Origin of the sequence: Actinomadura craniellae (assembly GCF_003289645.1) — a bacterium.
Taxonomy (GTDB): domain Bacteria; phylum Actinomycetota; class Actinomycetes; order Streptosporangiales; family Streptosporangiaceae; genus Actinomadura_D; species Actinomadura_D craniellae.
The window spans coordinates 93,952-117,860 of sequence record NZ_QLYX01000011.1 but is presented as its reverse complement, the minus strand read 5'-3'; the positions used below and the strand labels follow the sequence as shown (position 1 = coordinate 117,860).

General features: G+C 72.0%; 12 protein-coding genes. 6 read left to right on the top strand and 6 right to left on the bottom strand.

The annotated features are described in order from the left end of the window. Nucleotides 1-4: 4 nt before the first annotated feature. The 6 genes from DPM19_RS22855 to DPM19_RS22830 all read right to left on the bottom strand — a co-directional run bounded on the left by DPM19_RS22855 (nt 5) and on the right by DPM19_RS22830 (nt 5,916). Nucleotides 5-1,186, bottom strand: a complete 1,182-nt coding sequence (locus DPM19_RS22855; RefSeq protein WP_111870045.1) for a MaoC family dehydratase — start codon at nt 1,184-1,186, stop codon at nt 5-7. A 14-nt stretch (nt 1,187-1,200) separates the two neighbouring features. Then, nucleotides 1,201-2,169: an acrylyl-CoA reductase (NADPH) gene (gene acuI, locus DPM19_RS22850; RefSeq protein WP_199485233.1), complete on the bottom strand. Its 969-nt coding sequence runs from the start codon at nt 2,167-2,169 to the stop codon at nt 1,201-1,203. A gap of 160 nt (nt 2,170-2,329) precedes the next feature. After that, nucleotides 2,330-3,841, bottom strand: a complete 1,512-nt coding sequence (locus DPM19_RS22845) for an alpha/beta hydrolase domain-containing protein (protein ID WP_199485232.1) — start codon at nt 3,839-3,841, stop codon at nt 2,330-2,332. Nucleotides 3,842-4,105: 264 nt separating this feature from the next. Beyond that, the gene (locus tag DPM19_RS22840) at nt 4,106-4,711 is read right to left on the bottom strand and encodes a TIGR03086 family metal-binding protein (protein ID WP_111870043.1); all 606 of its coding nucleotides are present in this window, start codon (nt 4,709-4,711) and stop codon (nt 4,106-4,108) included. A 43-nt stretch (nt 4,712-4,754) separates the two neighbouring features. Continuing rightward, entirely contained in the window at nt 4,755-5,732 is a 978-nt protein-coding gene (locus DPM19_RS22835) for an RNA polymerase subunit sigma-70 (RefSeq protein WP_158566857.1), read from the bottom strand. Nucleotides 5,733-5,757: 25 nt separating this feature from the next. Next, nucleotides 5,758-5,916: a hypothetical protein gene (locus tag DPM19_RS22830; RefSeq protein WP_199485231.1), complete on the bottom strand. Its 159-nt coding sequence runs from the start codon at nt 5,914-5,916 to the stop codon at nt 5,758-5,760. Nucleotides 5,917-6,053: 137 nt separating this feature from the next. On the opposite strand from DPM19_RS22830, the gene pglW reads away from it, so the two are divergent. The 6 genes from pglW to DPM19_RS22800 are packed head-to-tail and all read left to right on the top strand — an operon-like array spanning nt 6,054 to nt 23,896. Further along, entirely contained in the window at nt 6,054-10,415 is a 4,362-nt protein-coding gene (gene pglW / locus DPM19_RS22825; RefSeq protein ID WP_199485230.1) for a BREX system serine/threonine kinase PglW, read from the top strand. Between the two features lie 3 nt (nt 10,416-10,418). Further along, entirely contained in the window at nt 10,419-14,087 is a 3,669-nt protein-coding gene (gene pglX / locus DPM19_RS22820; protein WP_111870040.1) for a BREX-2 system adenine-specific DNA-methyltransferase PglX, read from the top strand. After that, nucleotides 14,084-17,848, top strand: a complete 3,765-nt coding sequence (locus tag DPM19_RS22815) for a DUF6079 family protein (RefSeq protein WP_111870039.1) — start codon at nt 14,084-14,086, stop codon at nt 17,846-17,848. The genes pglX and DPM19_RS22815 overlap by 4 nt, the downstream gene beginning before the upstream one ends. Next, nucleotides 17,848-20,493, top strand: a complete 2,646-nt coding sequence (pglZ, locus tag DPM19_RS22810) for a BREX-2 system phosphatase PglZ (RefSeq protein ID WP_111870038.1) — start codon at nt 17,848-17,850, stop codon at nt 20,491-20,493. Before DPM19_RS22815 ends, pglZ begins: the two co-directional genes overlap by 1 nt. Next, nucleotides 20,490-21,806, top strand: coding sequence for a BREX system ATP-binding protein BrxD (brxD, locus tag DPM19_RS22805; protein WP_111870037.1), 1,317 nt, complete (start codon nt 20,490-20,492; stop codon nt 21,804-21,806). The genes pglZ and brxD overlap by 4 nt, the downstream gene beginning before the upstream one ends. Continuing rightward, the gene (locus tag DPM19_RS22800) at nt 21,803-23,896 is read left to right on the top strand and encodes a DEAD/DEAH box helicase (protein ID WP_111870036.1); all 2,094 of its coding nucleotides are present in this window, start codon (nt 21,803-21,805) and stop codon (nt 23,894-23,896) included. The genes brxD and DPM19_RS22800 overlap by 4 nt, the downstream gene beginning before the upstream one ends. The last annotated feature ends 13 nt before the right edge of the window (nt 23,897-23,909 follow it).

The following is a 23,909-nucleotide window of genomic DNA, read 5'->3' as shown; positions in this document are numbered from 1 at the left end:
GTCTCTAGAGCGGCAACTCGATCTCGGCCATGCAATGAACCAGCACGTCGCCGTCCTGGTTGGTGAGGCGCAACCTGACCTGGACGAGCGGCACGCCCCAGGCCGACTCCGTCTCCTTGCCGACGACCTCGGCGTCGAAGTAGGTCACGTCACCCTCGAACGCGGGCCCGCGGAAGTCCGCCTTGGAGTGGCGCACCATGCCGTCGTGCCCGGCCCAGTAGGCCAGGTAGTCGGTGCACCAGGCGCCCATCGTGGCGCCGTACCCGTAGGCGCGCGCCATGCCCACCTCGCCGGCCTTCTCCTCGTCGATGTGGCCGCGCGAGGGACCCACGTAGAGCCCGTCGCGCTTGCGCGGGTCGATCCTCGCCCCCTCCTCGTCGAAGCCGAACCCGTCCACCCAGCCCGGGTCCTGGTTGATCCAGGGGTCCTCGATGCCGGGCGGGGCCGTCCAGTGGAAGGTGCCCCAGATGTTGAAGAGGAAGGCGCGGTACTCGGTGGTGAAGCTGGCGATGCTGTGCGGGCCGATCACCCGGCGCGGCAGCCGGTCGCCGACGCTCACCTCCTCGAAGCGCGGCGAGACGCCCAGCCGGTTCGACAGGATCCACTCGTGGCGGACCTTCTCGATCTCGTTCAGCTCGGTGGCCGTCCACCGCCGCACCTCGCCGAGCTGGTTCTCGTACATGCCGCGTTTCTCGGCCTCGGCGGCGAGGTAGCGGATCGCGGTCGACCGCTCGCGCGCCACCAGGACGCCGTCCTGGTTGGTGTGGACCGTGTCCCCGCGGGAGAACATCGTGGGCCCGGCGAACTTGGTGTTCGCCACCTTGTAGTCGTGGAAGCGCCGCTCCTGGAAGAGCTTGTCGCCCACCCGCACCCGGGCGCCGTAGAACCACCACTCCTCGCCGCCGAAGATCAGGTGGCTGCCGGGGATGTAGCCCACGCAGGCGGGCTGCGCGCCGTGCCCGTAGTCCAGCGCCACCGCGATGGACTGCGGGGCGACGATGCCGCCGAACTTGGAGTCGCGGGCGAACTCCTCGTCCCAGTGCAGCGGGTTGGGGTAGTCCATCGCCATCACCCAGCGGCGGATGTCGGACGTGCTGCACGGGTCCCACAGCTGGCCTCCGCCGACCGGCTTGCCCACCCGGTGGTCGACGTCGGAGAGATCGAGTTCGACGGGCTTCTCGCTCACGTGTGCTCCCGGGGTCAGCGGTTGACGTCGACGACGATGCGGCCGCGCACGGTGCCGTCCAGGAGCCGGCCGGCCGCGGCGACCGCGTCGCCCAGCGCGATCTCCTGGGCGATCGCGTCGAGCGCGGACACGTCCAGGTCGCGGGACAGCCGCGCCCAGGCGGCCACCCGCCGTTCCCGGGGCGCCATCACGCTGTCGACGCCGATGAGGCTCACGCCGCGCAGGATGAACGGGGCGACGCTGGCCGGGAAGTCCATGCCCTGGGCCAGGCCGCACGCGGCGACCGTGCCGCCGTAGCGCGTCTGCGCGCAGGCGTTCGCCAGCGTGTGGCTGCCGACGGAGTCGACGACGCCGGCCCAGCGCTCCTTCTGCATGGGCTTGCCGGCCGCGGCGAGGTCGGCGCGGTCCAGCACCGTCGCGGCGCCGAGCCCCTGGAGGTAGCCGGCCTCCGCGGCCTTCCCGGTCGCGGCGGCCACGGTGAAGCCGGCCTTGGCCAGCAGCGCGACGGCGATGCTGCCGACGCCGCCGGTCGCCCCGGTCACCAGGACCTCGCCCTGCTCGGGGTGGACGCCGCGGTCCAGCAGGGCGTCCACGCACAGGCTCGCGGTGTAGCCGGCGGTGCCGATCGCCATGGCCTGGCGGGTGGTGAAGTTCTCCGGCAGCGAGACGAGCCAGTCGCCGTTCAGGCGGGCGCGCTGGGCGAGGCCGCCCCAGTGCTTCTCGCCCACGCCCCAGCCGTTGAGGACGACGCGGTCGCCCTGCTTCCAGTCGGCGTGCGCGCTCTCGGTGACGACGCCGGCGAGGTCGATGCCGGGCACCATCGGGAACGCGCGGACCACGGGCGACCTGCCGGTGATGGCCAGGCCGTCCTTGTAGTTCAGCGTGGAATATTCCACATCGATGCTGACGTCGCCGTCGGGGAGCTTGGCCTCGTCCAATTCGGTGAGCGCGACCGTCTGCCCCGCGTCGCCTTTCTCAATCAAAAGAGCCGAGAACATCGGAGAATATTCCTTCCCAGCCTATCGAAAACAACAATCTCATAAGCGAGAATCATATTTCCATAACGAGGTTGGGCCGTCAACCCCAGCACCGCGACCGCGGGTGGCCCGGCCGGGCCACCCGCGGTACCTCAGGCGAGACCGATCACTCCGCCGGCCGGCCGCCGATCTCCGACGCCCGCGCCGCAGCGACGAGCAGGGCCGCGTCCGCCGGGCGGACGAAGCCCGCCGCGACACCGGACGCCGTGGCCGCCGACCAGCGCGCGACGAAGTGCGCACGGGTCGGGTACAGCGTCGCCAGCTTGGCGGCACCGAAGGGGGTGGTCGTGCCGAACAGGAAGCAGAAGACCGACCCGGTCTGGCCGAGCCCGGACAGGGTGGCGACCGGGGCGTCGACCGCCGGGGTGCGCAGGCCGCCCTTGACGTTGCCGTGCGCGTCGAGCACGAAGGCGGGCAGCAGGCCGGACGTGTCCACCTGGAGGCGGGGCGCCCGGGGCGGCGCCTGCCCGGTCGCCACCCACCGGTTCAGCCAGTACTGGGCCGTGTTGAGCACGTAGTGCTGCTGGCCGGTGTTGATCGGGGAGGTGCAGCTACCGGCCTCGCCCAGTTCGGTGGGGGGATCGAGCATCAGGTTCAGCTCGCGCAGGGCCGTCTCCCGGGTGCCGGTGTCGCCCCGGCCGACGATGGTGATGTAGCTGTCGGCGTGCGCCGTACCGGCCAGTTCCCAGAGCCGGAAGCGGGCGGTGTCGTCCTGCCGGGCGCCCAGCGAGCCGAACATGACGTCGGTCTCGGTCTCCAGGGACAGGACGGGCACGTCCAGGTCGGTCCGGGAGCGGACGACCGACGGCGGCAGGACGATCTGCTGCGGCGGCTCCGACAGCGGCGCGCCCCGCCCGCCCCGGCTGTGCACGAAGTACCCGTCGTACACGTTCACCAGGGGGTGGACGGCGTTGATGTACGTGGCGAGCCGGAAGCCGGACTGCGACTCGCCCTCACCCAGGACCCTGCGGGGTTCGAGACCACCGAGGACCTTGGCGGCGGAGTCCCGTACGGCCTGGCCGGCCTGGGAGAAGATGTCGTAGGAGTAGCTGTCGCCGGGGTGGGACACGGCCGCGTACCGGGCCGGGTCCAGGGACTTGGTGTTGTTGGCTCCGGCGGCCTGGGCCGAGACGCCGACCCAGGCGTAGCCCTCCCGGATCAGTTCGGTGTGCGAGAAGATCCATTCCGCCCCGGCGTCGGCCCCCGCGGAGACGTTCAGCCATTCGACGACGACGGTCCCGTTGAACCGGGCGGCGTCCGCGGGCCGGTAGACGACGATCCGGGTGGTGTAGGGCGCCGTGGTCGCGGGCTCCGCCTGCCAGCGCCCGTCAGAGCCGAGGGGAACCGCCGCCGTGTAGGAGGCGGCGGTGCCGGAGACGAGGAACTCCGACTGCGTGTAGCCCACGGCACCCAGGTCGAAGGTGGTGGTCCCGGGCAGCACGATGGCGCCGTTCCCACCGGTCACCGGGCCGGTCACGGTCGGGCTGGCCGCCGAGGGGGCCGGCCGCCCCCCGGCCTGCGCACCGGCCGCCGGGGCGGCCCCGAGCAGCGCGAGGGGGAGGGCCGTCACCGCCACGACCAGTGCGACCAATCTTCGTCCGAGCGGGGTCGGGGACATGCGTCTTGATCTCAAAGCCGCCACCTTTCAGGACGGGCCCGGCCGCGGCGACGCGGCCGGGACAGGTGCCCAGAAGGTAATGCCGGCCAACTTAAGCATCAATAGCGATTCTCACAACTGCCATATGTAATTCTCACAAGCCAAACAAGTGGTTTTTCGCGCCAGATGGAGAACTGCGTGAACTCCTGGGCCGATGTGGCACGCGCCGGAGCCGGGTCCGGCCGGGGCGTGTCGTGAACCCCGGCCGGACCCGGCCGGCGTGCCTCAGGCCCGCCGTCCCAGATGCGCGAGCAGGGCGGTGAAGGGGGCGGCGGCCGGGTCGACGGGCACGGCCGCGGCGAACATGCCGTCCCGGCGCCGGTCGTCGCCGACGGTGTCCCGGGCGAACGCCCAGGCGGCCGCGACGACCTCGTCGTCGGCCGGATACCGCAGGCCCGCCCCCCGGGCGATGTCCCAGCCGTGGACCAGCGATTCGAGCAGGCTGACCGAGGCGAGCGTCGCCCCGCTCGCCGGCCCGGTGATGAAGGGGAACTCCCGGTCGAGCGCGCCGGGCTCGCCGAACACCGCCAGGGAACGCCCGGTCACCGCGCGGAACGCCGTGGCCGGGTCGGCGCCCAGGTGGTCGGTGTCGGCCTGGTACTGGGCGTCGACCTCGGCGGGATCGACGGTCTCGCCCGCGGCGATCCGGGCGATCAGCAGCAGCGCGCCGGTCAGGTGGTCGGCGGCCTGGCGCACGGTCCAGCCGGTGCAGGCGCTCGGCGCCGCCCAGCCGTCCGCGGTGATCCGCCCGATCAGTTCGGCCGTCGTGTCGTGGCTGCGGCGGAGCAGCCGGACCACGTCCGCGGAACCGGCGATGGTACGGGCATCCATGTGATCTCTCCTGGGTTCGGGCCGCGGCGCGGCCGTCCACCCCCTACAGATCCCGGGCCGCCCGCCGACTCATCGGTGCCACCCGGGGAAGGCCGAACCGGTCGAAGACGTCGGCGTCGGCAAAACCGATGATCTCGGCCACACCCGCCGGCTCGATCGTCAGGACCATGACGCCGTAGCCGTGGCAGGCGCCCGTGGTGTCGGGCAGGTAGGCGGCCAGCGCGGGCTGGCGATTGGCCGCGGTCTCGACCAGCCGGATCCGGTCGAGCCGCCCCTCGGCGGGCACAGTGGCGAAGAACTCGGTGACCGCCGCGCGCCCGACGACCTCCAGGGGCTCGGGCGGCATCCGCAGGATCGCGTCCTCGCGCAGCAGGGCCGCCAGCGCGCCGAGGTCGCGGTGCTCCCAGGAGTGGACGAACCGCCGGACGATCTCCTGCTCGTAGGAGGTCAGTGCCCGTTGCCGCGGTGCCGCGTGGGCGCGCAGCGTGGCCCGGCCGCGCTGCAGGGCGCTGTTGACGGCGGGAACGCTGCTGCCGAGGTAGTCGGCGACCTCGGCGGCGCTCCAGCACAGCACCTCGCGCAGCAGGACCACCGCGCGCTGGGTGGCCGGCAGCAGTTGCAGGGCCGCCACGAACGCCAGCGCCACCGCCTCGCGCCGCTCCACCACCACGGCCGGGTCGAGCTCGTCCAGCCACCGGTCGGGGTAGGGCTGCAGATGCCCGACCTCGGCCACGGTGGCGGGCGCGCGGCCACGCCGCTCGATGGCCTTCAGGCAGGTCGTCGTGGCGATCCGGTGCAGCCAGTGCCGCAGCGGCGCCCGGCCCGCATAGGTGTGCAGGCCGCGCCAGGCCCGCACCATCGTCTCCTGCAGGGCCTCCTCGGCCTCGTCGAGCGAGCCGAGCATCCGGTAGCAGTGCAGGTGCAACGCCCGGCGATGCGGTGCCAGCAGCGCGCCGAACGCCGCCTCGTCGCCGGACCGCGCGGCGGCGAGCAGCCCCACCGCCGGCTCGGCCACGTCCACGCCCGCCACCCTAGCGACCGGCGGGTTATCCACCCATGCGGTTGTGCAGCGCTCGCAGCGGCTCCGGCAGGGTACGGCGCACGTCGACCAGGTGCGCGACCATGGTGCGGGCGGACGGGTGGTAGCGGGTCATCTGCGGCGCGGTGCGTTCCGCCGACAGCAGCCGCTTCAGCGCGGGCCGCATCGCGGGTTCCCGCCCCGCCCCCGCCGCCGTCCGAAACGGAGACGGTCGATCGACCGATGAATCAGAACAGGTCCGCCAATAACGCCACAACGGTAGGACCTGCTGACTCAGGGTGGGCGCGGGCAAGGGGGACGAGGGTGGTTTCCGGCGGTACGAGGCCCAAACCCCGGCCTCCCGCTTCGGCCAGGCGGTGGTTCCAGGAACGGACCTCCGACTACCCTCACGAGCAGGAAGCGCTCGACTACATCGAGCGATTAGTACCGAAGAACGAGCCGTACCGGGCCTGGGCGACCTTCTCGTTCACCGCGCGGTCCGGGCGCGTCAACGAGTGCGACCTGTTCCTGGTCACGCCGAGCGGGCTGCACCTCGTCGAGTTGAAGGCGCACCCGGGGCGGGTCGTCAACAACGGGCGGACGTGGCGGTTCCACACGCCGCACAAGCAGATCCTCACGATCCGGTCCAGCCCGTTGCACCTGACGGACCTGAAGTCCAAGGAGCTGAAGGGGCAGCTCGAATGGGCGGCCCGGCAGCTCGGCCTGACCGGGCTCGTCATCCCCCGGATCGAACCGTCGGTCTTCCTCACCGACCCGAACCTGCTGTGCGAGCTGGACGAGGTCCAGCGGACCCGGGTGTTCGGGCGGGAGCCCGGCTCGGGGCTCCCGACGTTCCTCGACGGGATCCTGCTCAAGTCGCCGCCGCGGAACGCCCAGCCGATCCCGGCCCGGCTGTCGCAGCAGCTCCCGCAACTGCTGAAGAAGATCGGGATCTCGCAGTCGCAGCGGCACCTGCGGTTCGGTGACGACTGGCAGCTGGAGCCCGACGTCCTCGACGCCGGGCCGACCTGGGAGGACCGGTTCGCCCGCAAGTCCGGCATCGTCTCCGAGGAGGGCCGGGTCCGGATCTACCTGGTGAACCTCCAGGCGACCGACGAGGACCGGGCGTCGGTGAACCGGGCGGCGCTGCGCGAGTACCAGGTGCTGCAGGGCATCGCCCACCCGGGCATCGCCCAGGCGATCGACCTGCGCGACCACATGGGCGGGCCGGCGATCCTGTTCCGGCACCGGCAGAGCGACCTGCGGCTGGACTCGTACCTGGACGTCCACGGCCCGTCGCTGTCCCCCGAGACCAGGCTCGACCTGGTGCGGCAGCTCGCCGAGGCCGTCCGCTACGCCCACGGCCGCTCCCTCTACCACCGCGCGCTGTCGGCGCGGTCGGTGTACGTCGCCGCGCACGCCGACGGCTCCGACCCGATCCTGCGGATCGTCGACTGGCAGACGGCCGCCCGGGACTTCGACACCACGACCAGCCGCTCCTCCCTCGGCAACAGCCCGGTCGCCGACGACCACGTCGAGGACTCCGCCCAGGTCTACCTCGCGCCCGAGTTCGACAACGACTTTCCCGACCCCGTCGAGCTCGACGTCTTCGGGCTCGGCGCCGTCTCCTACCTGATCCTCACCGGCCAGCCCCCTGCGGTCGACCGGGCCACCCTCATCGACCGGATCACCGCCGACCGCGGCCTGCATCCGTTCGCGGTCGCCGAGGGCCTGTCCACCGACCTCGACGACCTGGTCTTCAGGGCGACGCAGGGCGAGGTCACCGACCGTCTCGAATCGGCCGAGCGGTTCCTGGAGGAACTCGACCGGGCCGCGCTGCCGGTCGAGGAGGCGGCCGCCACCTGGGCGGGCGGCGACCCGCTGGCGGCCGAGCCCGGCACGGTGATCGACGGTGACGCCCTCGGCGCCTGGACCGTGGAGCGGGTTCTCGGCACCGGCTCGACCGGCCGGGCCTTCCTCGTGACCCGCCCCGTCGAGGACGAGGACGGCGACGCCTCCCGGGAACGCCGCGTGTTCAAGATCGCCCTCAACGAGGACCGGGCCGCCGCGCAGCTCCGCAAGGAGGCGCAGCTGCTCGACCAGGTCGGCGGCGGCGCGATCGTCCGGCTGCTGGCCGGCCCCCGCGAGCTGAACGACCGCACCGTCCTGGACCTGGAGTACGCGGGCGACCGGTCCCTGCGCACCTGGCTGGACACCGAGGGCAAGCTCACCTACCACCAGCTCAACCAGTTCGGCGCGGACCTGTTCCGGGCGCTGGACCAGCTCGCCGGCAAGGGCCTGCGGCACCGCGACATCAAGCCCGAGAACCTGGGCGTCTTCCAGCGGGTCGACCGGGTCTGGGAGCTGAAGCTGTTCGACTTCTCCCACGCCGCCGCCTCCGACCGGGACGTCCGCACCGGCACCCGCGGCTACCTGGACCCCTTCATCGGCACCACCCGGCGGCCCGCCTTCGACGACCACGCGGAACGGTACGCCGCCGCCGTCACCCTGCACGAAATGTCCACCAAGGAGCGCCCGACCTGGGGCGACGGCCAGTCCGACCCCAAGGTCATCGACGACCCGTGCCCGAAGCTGTCGGCGGACCTGTTCGAACCGGCGCTCCGCGACGGCCTGACCGCCTTCTTCCGGCGCGCCCTGCACCGCGAGGTCGCCGAGCGGTTCGACACGTTCCGGATGATGGAGGAGGCCTGGCGCGAGATCTTCCGGGCCGCCGACGCCACCGCCCCGCCCGGCGCCCACTCCGACGAGACCCTGGAGGAGCAGCGCGAGTCCGCGGCCGAGGCCGCCACGCTGGAGACGAACCTGCGCGAGTCGGGCCTGTCGCCGCGCGCCGTCTCGGTCGCCGACGGCTTCAACGCCACCACCGTCGACCAGCTGCTGAAGGTCGCCCCGCACGAGCTCGCCCGGGCCCGGGGCGCGGGCTCGAACGTCCGCCGCGAGCTGCTGCGCCGCCACAAGCAGTGGACCGCGGCCCTGCTGTCGCCCACCGAGCCGCCGCCCGTCCGGGAGGACGCGCCCGCGACGCTCACCAGGTCCGGCTTCGACGCCCGGCTGCGCGTGGACGAGCTGGCGCGCCTGCTCACCCCCGCCCCCGGCCGACGGGGTTCCAAGACCCCGAAGGTCATCCGGCTGACGCTCGGCCTGCCCGTCGACGACGCCGAGCCGTTCCCCTCCTGGCCGACCGGGACGGAGATCGCAGACCGGCTCGACATGACGTCCGCCGGCGTCTACCAGGCCCAGGGCAAGAGCTACAAGCTGTGGTTCGAGGCCCCCTGGCTGCGCAGCGTCCGCGACGACCTGGTCGCGGTCCTCGCCGCGGCGGGCCGGATCATGACCGCCACCGAGCTGGCCGCCGCGTTCCGGGTCCGCCGCGGCGGCGCGGACGGCTCCCAGGAGCAGGCGCTGGCGCAGGCCACCACGGTCATCCGCGCCGCGATCCTCGCCGAGACCTGGTCCGGCGCCGACCGCCCGGCCGACGACGAGCCGCGGCTGGAGGTCACCCGGCTGCGCGGCCACGTCCTGGTCAGCCTCGAGTCGCTGCCGGGCACCGACGACCCGAGCCCCCGCGAGCTGTCCGACTACGCGGTCAAGCTCGCCGGCGAGGCCGACCGGCTCGTCGCCGCCGACCCGCTCCCCGGCAAGTCCGAGGTCACCCGCGCCCTGCGCGAGGTCGCCGCCCCGGCGGGCATGCCCGCCCTGGCCGAGACCCGCCTGCTGTCCCTGGCCGCGGCGGTCTCCGGCACGGCCGTGGCGTCCCCCCGCCTCGACCTCTACCCCCGCGACCTCGACCTGGTCCGCGCCCTGCGCATCTCCCAGGCCGCCGCCGGCGCGCGCCCCGACCGCGGCATCAAGCACGCCGCGCTGCTGGACCGGCTGCGCGCCTGGTTCCCCGACCTGGCGGCGCTCGACCCCGAGCCGACCTACTTCGACCTGGAGGAGGCGCTCCGCGAGGCCGGCTTCCAGTTCTCCTACGACCCGAAGTCCACCGAGTTCCGCCCGCCGGCGCCCAGCCCGCAGTGGACGTCCACCGGCACCGACCTGCTGTCGGGCCCCCTCGCCCCCGCCGACACCGTCCCCGAGCACCTGCGCCGCCCCGCCCACCGCACCGCGGCCAACCTCGCGCGGGCCCTGGCGGAGGGCGGTTTCGTGGCCCTGACCGTCGACCAGCGCCACCTGCCCGGCACCGCCGGCCTGCTCGCCCGCACCCACCCCGTGGCCGAGGTGGACGTCACCGCGGCCTTCCTCGACCAGATGCGGGCCCTGGCCGAGGAGAACTCCCAACCCTGGCCCGGGCTGCTCCGCGCCGACGAGAAGTACGCCCGCACCGCGGTGATCCCGGCTGGCCTGCGCTCGTACGTCTCCCTGGCCTGGGAGCGCACCACCGCCGCGATCACGGCCCTGGCCGACGCCCCCCGCAAGATCCTCCTGCTGCACAACGCGGGCCTGCTCGCCCGCTACCACGAGGACGGCGGCCACCGGACCCTCGTCTCCCTGCAGCAGGCCGCCCGCGGCCCGGAAAGCCTGCCGTACGGCCTGTGGCTGCTCTGCCCGTCCGAGGCCCCGAAGTCGATCCCCCACCTGGACGGACGGACCGTCGAGGCGATCGACGCCTCCGAGTGGTCCGTCCTCGACCGCCCCTACCTCGACACCCTCCGAAAGGCCTGACACGTGGCCCGCCGCAAGTCCGCAGAGCGCACCCTTGTCACCGACCTCCGCCACCAGGTGACGCTCCTGGTCGACGACCTCCGCGCCCGCTCGGACACCGACGAGTCCCTTCGGGACAAGCTGGTCGAAGAGCACCAGCGGGCCCTGAAGGCCGAGCGCATCGCGGTCAACTACACCGACTGGCGCGAGGACCGGCTGACCCAGATCGCCGTCGCCTGGATCCTCGGCACGGTCTTCGTCCGCTACTGCGAGGACAACGAGCTCGTCGAGCACCCGTGGATCTCCGGCCCCGGCGACCGCCTCAAGGACGCCGAGGACCGGCACGCGGCGTACTTCCGCGCCCACCCCGAGAAGAACGACCGCGACTGGCTGCTGGCCGCCTTCGACCACCTCTCCGCCGCCCACCCGGCGGTGGCGGGCCTGTTCGACCGGGCCCACAACCCGCTCTGGGAGGCCGACCCCGGCTACGAGGCCGCCGCGGACCTGCTGAAGTTCTGGCGCACCCCCGGCGCCGACGGAGAGATCCCCTACACCTTCCGGGGCGCGGACACCCGCTTCCTCGGCGACCTCTACCAGCACCTCAGCGACCACGCCCAGAAGACCTACGCGCTGCTCCAGACCCCCGAGTTCGTCGAGGAGTTCATCCTCGACCTCACCCTCACCCCCGCGCTGGACGAGTTCGGCCTCCAGCCGGTCTGGCCGCACACCCCCGCCAAGTGGACCGGCCCCGTCAACGACGACGGCGAGGCCATCGGCCTGCGCACCATCGACCCCGCCTGCGGCTCCGGCCACTTCCTGCTCGGCCTGTTCCACCGCGTCCTGGCCGCCTGGGCGGAGCGGGCCCCGGCCCTGCCCCGCTGGGACCTCGTCCGCTTAACCCTCCACTCGGTCCACGGCTGCGACAAGAACCCCTTCGCCGCCGCCATCGCCCGCTTCCGCCTCCTGATCGCCGCTCTCGACGCCGCCGGCGAGAAGCGCCTGGACCAGGCCCCCGCGTTCCCCATCAACATCGCGGTGGGCGACTCCCTGATCCACGGCCGTGACGCCTTGGGCGTCCAAGGGGACCTCCTGGAAACAGGAGAGCATTTCCATTTCGCAACCGAAGACGTAAAGAGATACATCGAGACCTGTGATGCGTTGGGGCTCGGAAGTTATCACGCCGTCGTTGGAAATCCTCCATATATTATCGTCAGAGACAAGCAGGAGAGCGATAACTACCGGCGCTATTATCCCGACGCCTGCGGTGGCGCATACGCGCTCTCCGCACCCTTTGCCCAGCGAATTTTCGACCTAGCGACTCGTTCCACTGACCCTAGTATCGCAGCAGGCTTTACAGGCCAAATAACCGCCAACTCATTCATGAAGCGAGAGTTCGGCAAAAAGCTCATCGAACGCTTCTTCCCCAAGATTCGCCTCACTCATGTGATAGATACCTCCGGAGCATGGATTCCCGGGCACGGAACACCCACGGCCATCCTCGCAGGTCGAAATAGTTTTCCCGACCAAAGCACGACGATTCGCGCGGTTCTCAGTGTTCGAGGAGAACCAGGTCAGCCCGATAACGCCGCCGATGGTTTTGTTTGGACTGCAATCGTCAATCAGGTCGATAGGCCTGGATCAGAATCGCCATGGGTCACCGTCTCCGATCTTCCACGCCCTACCCTGGCAAAGCACCCCTGGTCGCTGAGTGGGGGTGGCGCAGGCGAATTGTTCAACCATCTCGAAGGCGCTTCAGCATCCAAGCTCAGAACAATTGCATCCGAAACTGGCTTTGGTGCCACCACGAAGGAGGATGGCGCATACCTTCTGGGCGATGGAACCCTCCGCAGAGCAGGAGTTCCAACTGCTCAGCGCAAACCCTTTATCGAAGGCGTCATGGTCAGGGACTATGCCATCAGCCCGGAAGCAACGTTTGCGCTCTGGCCCTACCACGAGGAAACCCTGGAAGCCGAGGAGCTGGCGCCTATCCAGGCCCTCCTGTGGCCCTATCGGACCAACCTTTCCCATCGAACAGTCTTCGGCAGGCACCAAGAAGACCGGGGACTAACTTGGTTCGAATACTCAGAATTCGCCGCCAGACGTTTCCGGCTCCCCTTCTCGATCACATTTGCCTTCGTGGCGACGCACAACCACTTCGTACTCGATCGCGGCGGCAAGGTGTTCAACAGGTCTGCGCCTGTCATCAAGTTGCCGGAATCCGCAAGCGAGGATGACCACCTCGGGCTGCTCGGCCTGCTGAACTCGTCAACGGCCTGCTTCTGGCTGAAGCAAGTCAGCCAAGACAAGGGCAACCGAGGTGGCGAAAGAGGAACCGGTCGTTATGCATGGGAAAGCTTTTTCGAGTTCACAGGCACCAAGATTCAAAATTTTCCGGTGCCCACGAAACTCCCACTTTCCCTCAGTAAAGAACTCGATCAACTAGCCACACACCTTGCATCGGCCGAGCCTTCCTCCGTGATCGCAAAATCAACCCCCACTCGCGAATCGCTAGAGGCCGCAAAGCGCGAGTACACCAAAGCCCTCTGTCAGATGATCGCGCTCCAAGAAGAACTTGACTGGCACGTCTACGGGATCTACGGCATCCTCAGCGAGAGCGATCTGACAATAGCCATTAGCCCTGCAAACGAGCATCCACAAGATATTGCACTGGGTGAGCGGGCATTCGAAATCGTTCAAGCACGGCATGGTGCCGATGATGAGGCCGTCCGACAGTGGTATGTCCGGCATGGATCGAAGCCAATCCTCGATATCCCTGAAGCCTGGCCCTCCGAGTACGCAAAAGTCGTCCAAGCCCGTATTGATCTGATCGAGCAGCGGCCTAACGACATCGGCCTGTTGGAGCGGCCAGAGTACAAGCGGCGGTGGTCGACGGAACCTTGGGAGGCCAAGGAGCGGACGGCGCTGGTGGCGTGGATTCTTGATCGGTGTGAGCGGGAGGAGCTGTGGTTCGTCCGGCGGGACGGGCTGCTGCACCCGAGGACGATGACCGTCGGCGAGCTGGCCGACCGGTTCCGGGACGACGAGGATATGAACGGCGTGGCGCGGCTGTACGCCACCGACCACCTCGGGAAGCGGGACCTGCCCCTTGCCGGGATCCTCGCGGCGGTGCTGAAGGACGAGCACGTCCCCTACCTGGCCGCGCTGCGGTACAAGGACTCGGGGCTGCGGAAGCGGGCCGAGTGGGAAAAGACGTGGGAGCTGCAGCGGCAGGAGGACCGGGAGGGGCGCAGGCTCAGGATCCCGGTGCCGCCGAAGTACGCGTCGGCGGACTTCCGCAAGCCCGCCTACTGGTCGCACCGGGGGAAGCTGGACGTCCCCAAGGAGCGGTTCGTCTCGTACCCGGGCGCGGCGCGGCACTCCGACGACCCGCTGCTGCTGGGGTGGGCCGGCTGGGACCACAAGGACCAGGCGCAGGCGCTCGTCAACCTGGTCAACGACCGGGCCGAGGAGCAGTGGGTGAGCGCGCGGATCGTGCCGCTGCTGGCGGGGCTGGCGGAGGTCATGCCCTGGGTGCGGCAGTGGCACGGTGAGTACGACGCGGAGTGGGAGGGGAACCCGGCCGAGGAGTTCGGGACCTTCCTGGAGACGCAACTGTCGCGGCACCAGGTCTCCGCGCGGGCGCTGCGGGAGTGGCGGCCGTCGAAGGAGTTCCTGAAGGGAGCGAAGGCATGAGCAACCCGGCGGAACTCGTCCTGAAGGACATCCTCGACATCCCCGAGTCGGTGCACGCGGGGCAGTTCAAGGTGGAGCTGTCCGGCGGGTTCGACGCGACCCGGGAACTCGTCGGCAAGTACGTCGTCACCGACCAGTTGCAGGACGCCTTCCGCAGGGCCCTCGCGCAGGTCCGGGACGCCCTGCAGGGCAACGAGTCGCTCGCCGCCTACCTGCACGGGTCGTTCGGGTCCGGCAAGTCGCACTTCATGACCGTCCTGCACGCCGTGCTCGACGGGCACGACGCCGTCGTCGACGGGAGCAAGCCGAAGCTGCGGGAGGTGTACGCCGAGCACGCCGGCTGGCTGCGCGGCAAGAAGTTCATGATGGTGCCGTACCACCTGGTGGGCGCCACCGACCTCGACTCGAAGATCCTCGGCGGGTACGCGGCCGCCGCGCAGCGCCTCGGGCTGCCCACGCCCCCGGTGTACCGGTCGGACGCGCTGCTCGACGACGCCAGGAGGCAGCGGAAGTTCCTCAAGGACGACGCGCGGTTCGTCGCGTGGCTCGGTACCGGCGCCCCCGCGGAGGCCGACCCCGACGACGTCGCGCCCATCGGCGGGGTCTCCGGCTGGACCGGCGCGAGCCTCGACGCCGCGTTCGACGCGCCCCCGGGCTCGCCCGAGCGGGAGGCGCTCGTCACCGCCCTGCTCTCCGGGCCGCTGGCGTCCTACGCGGCGGGGCAGCGCGGCGCCAGGGACGCCTTCCTCCCGCTGGAGAACGGGCTCGCGGTGATGAGCCGCCACGCCAGGCAGCACGGTTTCGACGGGCTCGTCCTGTTCATCGACGAGCTGATCCTCTGGCTCCAGGCGCACATGTCCAACCAGGAGATGGTCAACGACGAGGTCAGCAAGCTGGTGAAGCTGATCGAGTCCGAGGACCCCGAGCGCGGCGTGCCGATCGTCTCCTTCATCTCCCGGCAGCGCGACCTCACCCAGCTCGTCGGCGACGACGTGATGGGGGCGGAGGTCAAGAACCTCGAACGGCAGGTCGCCTACCTCGCCGGCCGGTTCCAGGTCATCAGCCTCGAGGACCGCAACCTGCCCGCCATCATCAAGGAGCGCGTCCTCAAGCCGCGCCCGGGGATGGCGGGCCGGCTCGACGCCGCGTTCTCCGACGTCGAGTCCAACCACCCGCTCGTCAAGGACGTCCTCCTCGACAGCCAGGGCGCGACCCACGCCGACTGGCGGGACTTCCGCGACGTCTACCCGCTGTCCCCCGCCCTGCTGAACGTGCTCGTCGCGCTGTCGGGCGCGCTCCAGCGGGAGCGGACCGGGCTCAAGCTGCTCAGCGAGATGCTGCGGCTGCGCCGCGACGACCTGAAGGTCGGCCAGATCATCCCCCTCGGCGACCTGTGGGACGTGCTGTCGTCCGGTATCGGCGAGGCGTTCTCCGACCGGCTCCGGCACGAGGCCGAGGCGGCCACCCGGTTCCACGCGCGGGTCCGCGCCAACCTCCTGGAGGAGTACGGCTCCGAGGACGACGACCGGTTCAGGGCCGACGACCGGCTGGTGAAGACCCTCATCCTGTCGGCGCTCGCCCCCGACGTCACCGCGCTCACCCGGCTGACCGGAGCCCGGCTCGCGGCGCTCAACCTCGGCTCGGTGCGGTCGCGGGCGACCCCCGTCGGCGACCTCGTCGGCTCCCGGCTCAAGCGGCTGATCTCCAGCGGGTTCGGCGAGATCCGCGCCGACGGCGACCTCGACCCCGTCTTCACGCTCCACCTGACCGACCTGAACGTCGAACCGATCCTCGACCTGGTCGGCGGGCAGGACCACGCGGGCGCCCGCCGCATCTGGATCAAGGAGAAGCTGTGGGAGTGCCTGGGCGTCAAGGACAGCGGGGCGTTCGTCTGCGAGCGTGAGCTCGTCTGGCGGGGCAGCAGGCGCACCGCCGAGTTCGTGTTCGAGAACGTCCGGGACGCCCAGGCGCTGCGCGACGAGCAGTTCACGCCGTCCGTCGAGGGCCGGATCCGGTTCGTCATCGACTACCCCTTCGACGTCCAGGGCAAGTACCCCAGCGACGACGCCCAGCGGGTCGAGGACCTCAGGCGCGCCGGCCACGAGGCCGACACCCTCGTCTGGCTGCCCGACCACCTCTCCGCCCAGCGGGAGAAGCAGCTCGGCCGGCTACTGAAGATCAACTATCTGCTGGAGCGGGACCGGCTGCGCGACTACACCGGGGACAAGTCCTCCGACGAGCAGGCGCGCATCGCCTCCTACCTCGCCGCCCAGCAGGACACCCTCACCAACGAGCTGACGGTCGTCCTGCAGCAGCTCTACGGGGTCAGCAGCGGCGCCGAGGGCAACGTGGGCGTCGAGGTCCTCGACGGCAAGCACGTGCTGTCCCTCAACCCCGCCCACCCCGACCCGAGGCTGGAGGGCGGCGGCGGGTTCGAGTTCAACCTCGAGAAGATGGCCGACGGGCTGTTCTCCGTCCGCTACCCCAGGCACCCCGACTTCGACACGGCGGGCAACCGCAAGGCCGTCACCCCGGCCGAGCTGAAGACCGCGCTGCGCTGGATCACCCAGGCGATGGAGGACGGCGAGCGGCGCGTGGTCGTCGACCGCGACAAGCTGCCGCTGCTGCGCCGGATCGTCCACCCGCTCGAACTCGGCCAGGTCCACGACGGGCCGCTGAACGTCGGCACCGACTGGCTGCGGCGGATCGAGCAGCAGGCCGCCCAGCACGGGGTCACCGGCGACTACCAGGTCGAGGACATCCGCGGCTGGATCGAGGACCTCGGCTGGACGGGCATGGACCGGCTCGTCGGCAACCTGGTCATCGCCACCTACGCGCTGCTGTCCGACCGGGCCTGGGTGTACCAGGGGAGGCCGGAGCCGACCCCGGAACTCGACAGGATCGGTGCGGGCTGGGTCCTGCAGGACCAGGCGAAACCGTCCGACGCCGAGTACGCCGCCGCCCGCACCCGGCTGGCGAAGATCTTCGGGAAGACCGCGCCCGAGCAGCCCTTCGCCCGCAACGTCGGCAAACTCGCCGACACGTTGCGCGACCGGATCGACCGGATCGAAAAGCCCGTCCTCGACGTCCTGCACGAGTTGGACGGCAACGCCACCGCGCTCGGCCTCGCCCACGACGCGCCCCGGCTCGCGGTCGCCCGGCAGGCCGCCGGGCTGATGGCGGAACTCTCGGCCGCCAGGGAGGACTCCACCGCCCTCGCCCGGAAGCTGGCGACCGCCGCCTGCGAGGCGTCCGACGAGGAACTCGGCTCGGCGATCGTGAGCGCTCCGGGCGTCGCCGAAGCCCTCCGGGGCGTCACCTGGTCGCTGCTCGAACCGTTGCGCGGGTTCGCGGGCCGCGAGGACGACATCGGCAGGTCCGCGCGCACCCTGGTGGACAGGCTCGCGGAGACGGCCAACGCCCAGGAGTTCGCACGGCCGCTCGCCCCCGTGCTGACCGCGACGGTCGCCACGGCCGTCACGTTGATCACGCGGGCGGGGAAGCAGGCCGCGGAGCTCCCGCCGCCGCCTCCTCCACCGCCCCCGCCGGTCCGGCCCGAGGACACGTCCACCACCCCCGACCAGACCAGCCTCACCGACGACGGCTCCCCGCCGGTGTCGCGGGCGCCCCGGCGCCGCACCGTCCGCCAGGCGGGCCTCGACGGCCAGTTCGACGCGGTCCGCGCCGACGTCCGCGCCTACCTCGACGACCATCCCGGCGCCGAGGTCGAGATCGTCTGGCAACCGGTGGACCGGACCTGATGGCCACCGTCGTCGACCGGCGCATCCTGGAGGCGCTGCTGGAGACCGAGCTGGCCCGCCGGCCCGGCCACCGGCTGGTGCTGGTCCACGGCAGCTACGACCCCGCCTCGCCCGCCCGGTTCGCGGTGCGGATCGGCGACGAGCAGCGCCGGATCGAGGTCACCGACCAGCCGTCCGTGCTCGGGGTGGTCGACGCCTGGCAGCGGCACCGGCACGGCGACGGCACCGGCACCCTGGTCATCACCACGACCGCGCCGACCGGCCAGCTCGGCTGGGACCTGCGGGCGCACGCCCTCGGCCGCACCACCCTGACCGTCTCCCTCGATGAGATCATCCGCCGGCGGTTCGGCGCGGCCGAGATCGACCCCCGGATCAGGAAGTCGGCCTGGCTGGTCGAGGCGCTGCTCGCCGCGGAACCGGCCGGCGGGTGGCGCGAGTCCGGCGCGACCGCCGAGTGGCGGCGCAGCGGCGGGCGGCTGCTGAGCCTGGACGCCGCGGTGCGCGCCCTGGTCGAGGCGCGGTTCGGGATGGGCCGCGCGCTCGACCTCGACGCGCTGCTGGCCTGGTCGCGCAGCCCCGCGGGCCCGGCGCGCTTCCTCGAACTGGGCGAGCGGGAACGCGAGGGCCTGACCGAGTGGCTGCGCCGCAACGTCGGCGAAGCCACCGGGGTCCTGCTGTCCCTGGTCGTGGACGGGCGGGCCACCGACGCGATGGCGCTCGGGATCATCGGCGCCGTCCTCACCGACCCGGGCGCGCCGCAGAACGCGACGCTCGCGGTCGGCGGGCTGTTCGGCCCGGTGGCGACCCGCTCGGAGGAGCATCTCAAGGCGTTCAGCACCGCGGTGCAGGGCACCCTCGCCCGCTGGATCAGCGAGGCCGAGACCGACCGGTCGGAGCGCCAGGAGGCCCAGGGCCGCGTCCGGGCCGTGCTGGAACGGGCCGACGACCTCGCCAGGGCGGCCGGGATCGGCGCGGCGCTCGGCGGGAACCCGTTCCTGCCCTCGGGGCTGACGGCGCGGCTGCACGCCCTCGCCGACGCCCTCGGCCGGGACACCGCCGCCGCCGAGGCCGCGCTGCGGGAACTCTCCGCCCACCGACTCGCCGAGCTGCACCGCGACCGCGTCGAGGTGGCGCGGATGGCGGTGCGGATCCGGCGGTGGCTCGACTCCGACCCCGACCTGGCGGTCCCGTCGGTGGCGGCGGGCGTCCGGAACCACCTGACGTCGTGGGGGTGGGTCGACCGGGCGCTCGCGCTGCTGTGGACCGGCGACCCGGCCAGCGACCCGGTGGCCTGGCGCGCCTACCACGCGCTGATCGCCGAGGCGCGGGCCCGGCGCGCGGAGCTGGACGAGCGGTTCGCGGACCGGGTCGTGTCCTGGGCGGCGCACGCCCAGTCCGTCGCGTCCGGCGGCTGCCTGCTGATCGAGGACGTCCTCAAGGAGGTCGCGCGGCCCCTGTGCACAGCACGGCCGCCGCTCGTGCTCGTCCTGGACGGCATGAGCTCCGCGGTCGCCGCGGAGCTCGGCGCGGAGCTCGGCCGGGGCGGCTGGCTGGAGGTCTCCGCCGCCCAGGGCGCGCGCCGCGCCGCCGTCGCGATGATCCCGTCGCTGACCCGGATCAGCCGGGCCTCGCTGCTCGGCGGGGAACCCGCGGCCGGCGGGCAGAACGTCGAGGCCGCCGGGTTCGCGGCGTTCTGGAAACGGCACCGCAGGGAAGGCCTGCTGTTCCACAAGGCCGACATCGCCGGAACGGCGGGACAGCGGCTCGCCCAGCCGCTGATGGACGCGCTCGCCGGGGACGCCGTGGTCGGCGCCGTCCTCAACACGATCGACGACGCGCTCGACCACGGGCGGGCCCAGGCCACCTGGCGGCTGTCCGACATCGCCCACCTCACCGAACTGCTGAACGCCGCGCGCGCCTACGGGCGTCCGGTGGTGATCGTGTCCGACCACGGGCACGTGCTCGACCGGAACGACCGCCCGCCGGCGCCCGGCGGCACCGGCTCCGCCCGGTGGCGGACCGGCGCGCCCGGTGCCGGGGAGGTCTCGGTGACCGGGCCGCGCGTCCTCGAAGGCGGTGGGACCGTGACGGTCCCGTGGCAGGAGGAGATCCGGTACACGCCGCGCAAGGACGGCTACCACGGCGGGGTGTCCCTCGCCGAGCTGACCGTTCCCGTGCTCACCGTGCTGCCGTCGGCCGACCTGATGCCGTCGGGCTGGTCGGTGCTGTCCCCCGAGGCGGTCACCCCCCGGTGGTGGAACTCCGGAACGTCGGGGGCCGCCCAGGCGTCCTTCACCTACGAACCACGGGCCGAGGGGCCGCTGTTCGACGTCCGCGCGGGTCTCGGCCGGCAGGTCGTCGCCTCGGAACGCTACGCGGGGCAGAAGCGGTTCGTCCGGCGCGCCCCCGACAGGGACCAGGTCGCCGCGGTCATCGACGCGCTGGCCGGGGCCGACGGGAACCGGATGTCGCCCGCCGCGGTCGCCTCCGCCGCCGGCGGGCGCCCGCCGCGGGACGCCGCGCTGTTCGTCACCGCGCTGGAACGGCTGCTGAACGTGGAGGGCTACCCGGTGCTCGGCCTCATCGACGCGGGCCGGACCGTCCGGCTCGACGTCGACCTGCTGCGCGAGCAGTTCGGCGTATGAGCGCGGCACCGGCCGTCAGCGCCGCCCGGCGGCGCGAGGTGATCGACGCCCTGCGCCGCGGGACCGTGCCGCAGGCCGGGCTCGACCTGTTCGCGGTCGGCCTCGACCGGTTCGCCGGGGCGCTCGACGAGGAACTGGCGGTCGTCGCGAAGGGCGGGGCGGCGTTCCACGCCGTCCGCGGCGAGTACGGGGCCGGCAAGACCTTCTTCGCCCGCTGGCTGGGCGAACGCGCCAAGCGGGCCGGGCTGGCCGTCGCGGAGATCCAGATCTCCGAGACCGAGACGCCGCTGCACCGGCTGGAGACGGTGTACCGCCGGCTGACCGAGCGGCTCGTCACCGCCACCCACCAGCCGAGCGCGCTGCGCCCGGTCGTCGACGGCTGGTTCTACGCGCTCGAGGAGGAGGTCCTCGACGACGCGGGAGACCTCGACGACGCGGCGCTGGCCGTCGCGGTCGAGGACCTCATGGAACGGCGGCTGGCCGAGGTGGCGCGGACGACCCCGGCGTTCTCGGCGGCGCTGCGCGGCTACCGGCGGGCCCGGAACACCGGCGACGGCGCCACGGCCGAAGCGCTGATCGCCTGGCTGGGCGGGCAGAGGTCGGTCGCGGCGGCCGCCAAGCGGGCCGCCGGGGTGCGCGGCGACCTGGACCACTTCGCGGCCCTCGGCTTCCTCCAGGGGCTGCTGACGGTGCTGCGGGACAGCGGGCATCCGGGCCTGCTGCTGGTCCTCGACGAGATCGAAACCCTGCAGCGGGTGCGGAGCGACGTCCGGGAGAAGGGGCTGAACGCGCTCCGGCAACTGCTGGACGAGATCGACAACGGACGGTTCCCCGGGCTCTTCCTCCTGATCACCGGGACGCCCGCGTTCTTCGACGGGCAGCAGGGCGCGCAGCGGCTGCCCCCGCTCGCGCAGCGGCTCGCGACCGACTTCACCACCGACCCCCGGTTCGACTCGCCGCGCGCCGTCCAGTTGCGGCTCACCGGGTTCGACCTGCCGCGGCTCGGCGAACTCGGCCGTGCCGTCCGCGACCTGTACGCCGCCGGTGCCGGCGACTCCGAGCGGGTCATGAGCGTCGTCGACGACGCCTACGTGGCGGAGTTGGCGGCGGCCGTCACCGGGGGGCTCGGCGGCAAGGTCGGGCTCGCGCCCCGCGTGTTCCTGCGCAAGCTCGTCTCCGACGTCCTGGACCGGGTGGCGGAGTTCGACGACTTCGACCCGCGCCGGCACTACGCGTTGACGATCTCCGGATCCGAGCTGACCGAGACCGAGCGGAACGCCGCCTCCGCCGGCGAGATCGACCTCGACCTGTGAACGAGCTGTCGCCGGTCCTGGTGCACCACATCGTGAACACCCTGGGCTGGCGGTCCCTGCGGCCGCTCCAGCAGGAGGCGGTCGCACCGGTCATGGCCGGTTCGGACGCCCTGCTGCTCGCGCCGACGGCGGGGGGCAAGACCGAGGCGGCGGTCTTCCCGCTGCTGTCGGCGATGGAGCGGGGGCGCTGGTCCGGGCTGTCGGTCCTGTACGTCTGCCCGCTCAAGGCGCTGCTCAACAACCTGCTGCCCAGGCTGGAGGGCTACTGCGGCTGGGTGGGCAGGCGGGTCGCGCTGTGGCACGGGGACGTCACGTCGGCCCGGCGGCGGGCCATGCTCCGTGATCCGCCGGACGTCCTGCTCACCACGCCCGAGTCCCTCGAAGCCATGCTGGTCAGCGTCAACGTCGACCACACGCGGCTGTTCGCCGGGTTGCGCGCCGTCGTCGTCGACGAAGTCCACGCCTTCGCCGGGGACGACCGGGGCTGGCATCTCCTCGCCGTCCTCGAACGGCTCTCCCGGGTCGCGGGCCGTCCGATCCAGCGGGTCGGGTTGTCGGCGACCGTCGGGAATCCCGGCGAGCTGCTGGAGTGGTTGCAGGGCTCGGGACGCGGAAGCCGTCCCGCCGCGGTGGTCGCCCCGGCCCTCACCGCTTCCGCCGCTTCCCCGCCGGGCGAGATCGAACTGGACTACGTCGGTTCCGTGGCGAACGCCGCCACGATCATCGCGGCGCTCCACCGCGGGGAGAAGCGGCTGGTCTTCTGCGACTCCCGGCAACTCGTCGAAGAGCTGGGCGCCGCCCTGCGCGCCCGGGGCGTGACCACCTTCCTGTCCCACGCGTCGCTGGCCGTGGACGAGCGGCGGCGCGCCGAAGAGGCGTTCGCGTCGGGGCGTGACTGCGTCATCGTCTCCACGAGCACGCTCGAACTCGGCATCGACGTCGGTGACCTCGACCGCGTCATCCAGATCAACGCGCCCGGCACCGTCGCGGCGTTCCTCCAGCGGCTCGGCCGCACCGGACGCCGCCCCGGCTCCGCGCGCAACTGCCTCTTCCTCGCACTCGACCTCGACTCCCTGGTGTCCGCGGCGGCACTGCTCCTGCTGTGGAGCCGTGGCCACGTCGAACCGGTCACCGCGCCCCCCGAGCCCCGGCACATCGTCGCCCAGCAGGTGCTGGGGCTCAGCCTCCAGGACCACAAGATCGGCAGCGGCCTGTGGGGCGACGCCTGGAACGGGCTGGCCCCGTTCGACCGGAGCGCGGCACCGATCGTCGCCCACCTGCTGGAAGAGGGGTTCCTGGAACGGGACGGCGAGTTCCTGTTCGTCGGCCCCGCGGCCGAAGCCCGCTTCGGCCGGCGCCACTTCATGGACATGACGGCGGTCTTCACCGCCCCGCCGGAGTTCACCGTCCTGTACGGCCGCCAGGAGATCGGCCGCACCGACCCGATGCTCCTCACCGAGAAGCTCGACGGCCCGCGCGTGCTCCTGCTGGCGGGACGGAACTGGAAGGTCACCTGGATCGACTGGAAGCGCCGCCGCTGCTTCGTCGAGCCCTCCGACCTCAGGGGCAGGGCCCGCTGGTTCTCCCCCGCCCTCACCGGAGCCTCGTTCGACTTCACCCGGGCCTGCCGCGAAGTCCTCCTCGGGGCCGACCCGCCCGTCGCGCTCACCCGGCGCGCCGTCACCCACCTGGCCGAGGCCAGGGAGAACGCGCCGGCGACCGTCCACCCCGGCGGAACCGTCATCAGGCGCGACGGCACCGACACGCGCTGGTGGACCTGGGCGGGTTTCCGGGCCAACGCCGTGCTGGCCGCGACCCTCGGCGGCCTCACCGACGAGGTCCAGCGCGTCGACGACACCTGGGTCCGGCTGCGTTCCGACCTCACCCCGCAGCTGTGGAGATCCGGCACCGCGGACGCCGCCGACCGCCTCACCCTCCCCGATGTCGACGAGCGCGCGCTGCGAGGTCTCAAGTTCAGTGAAGCTCTCCCGCGCCGCCTCGCCATCGGCGCCCTCGCGGCCCGGCTGTCCGACCTCACGGGCGCCGGACAGGTGCTCCGCGAACCTGTCCGGATCGACATCGACCAGTAGATGCCAGTGGGAC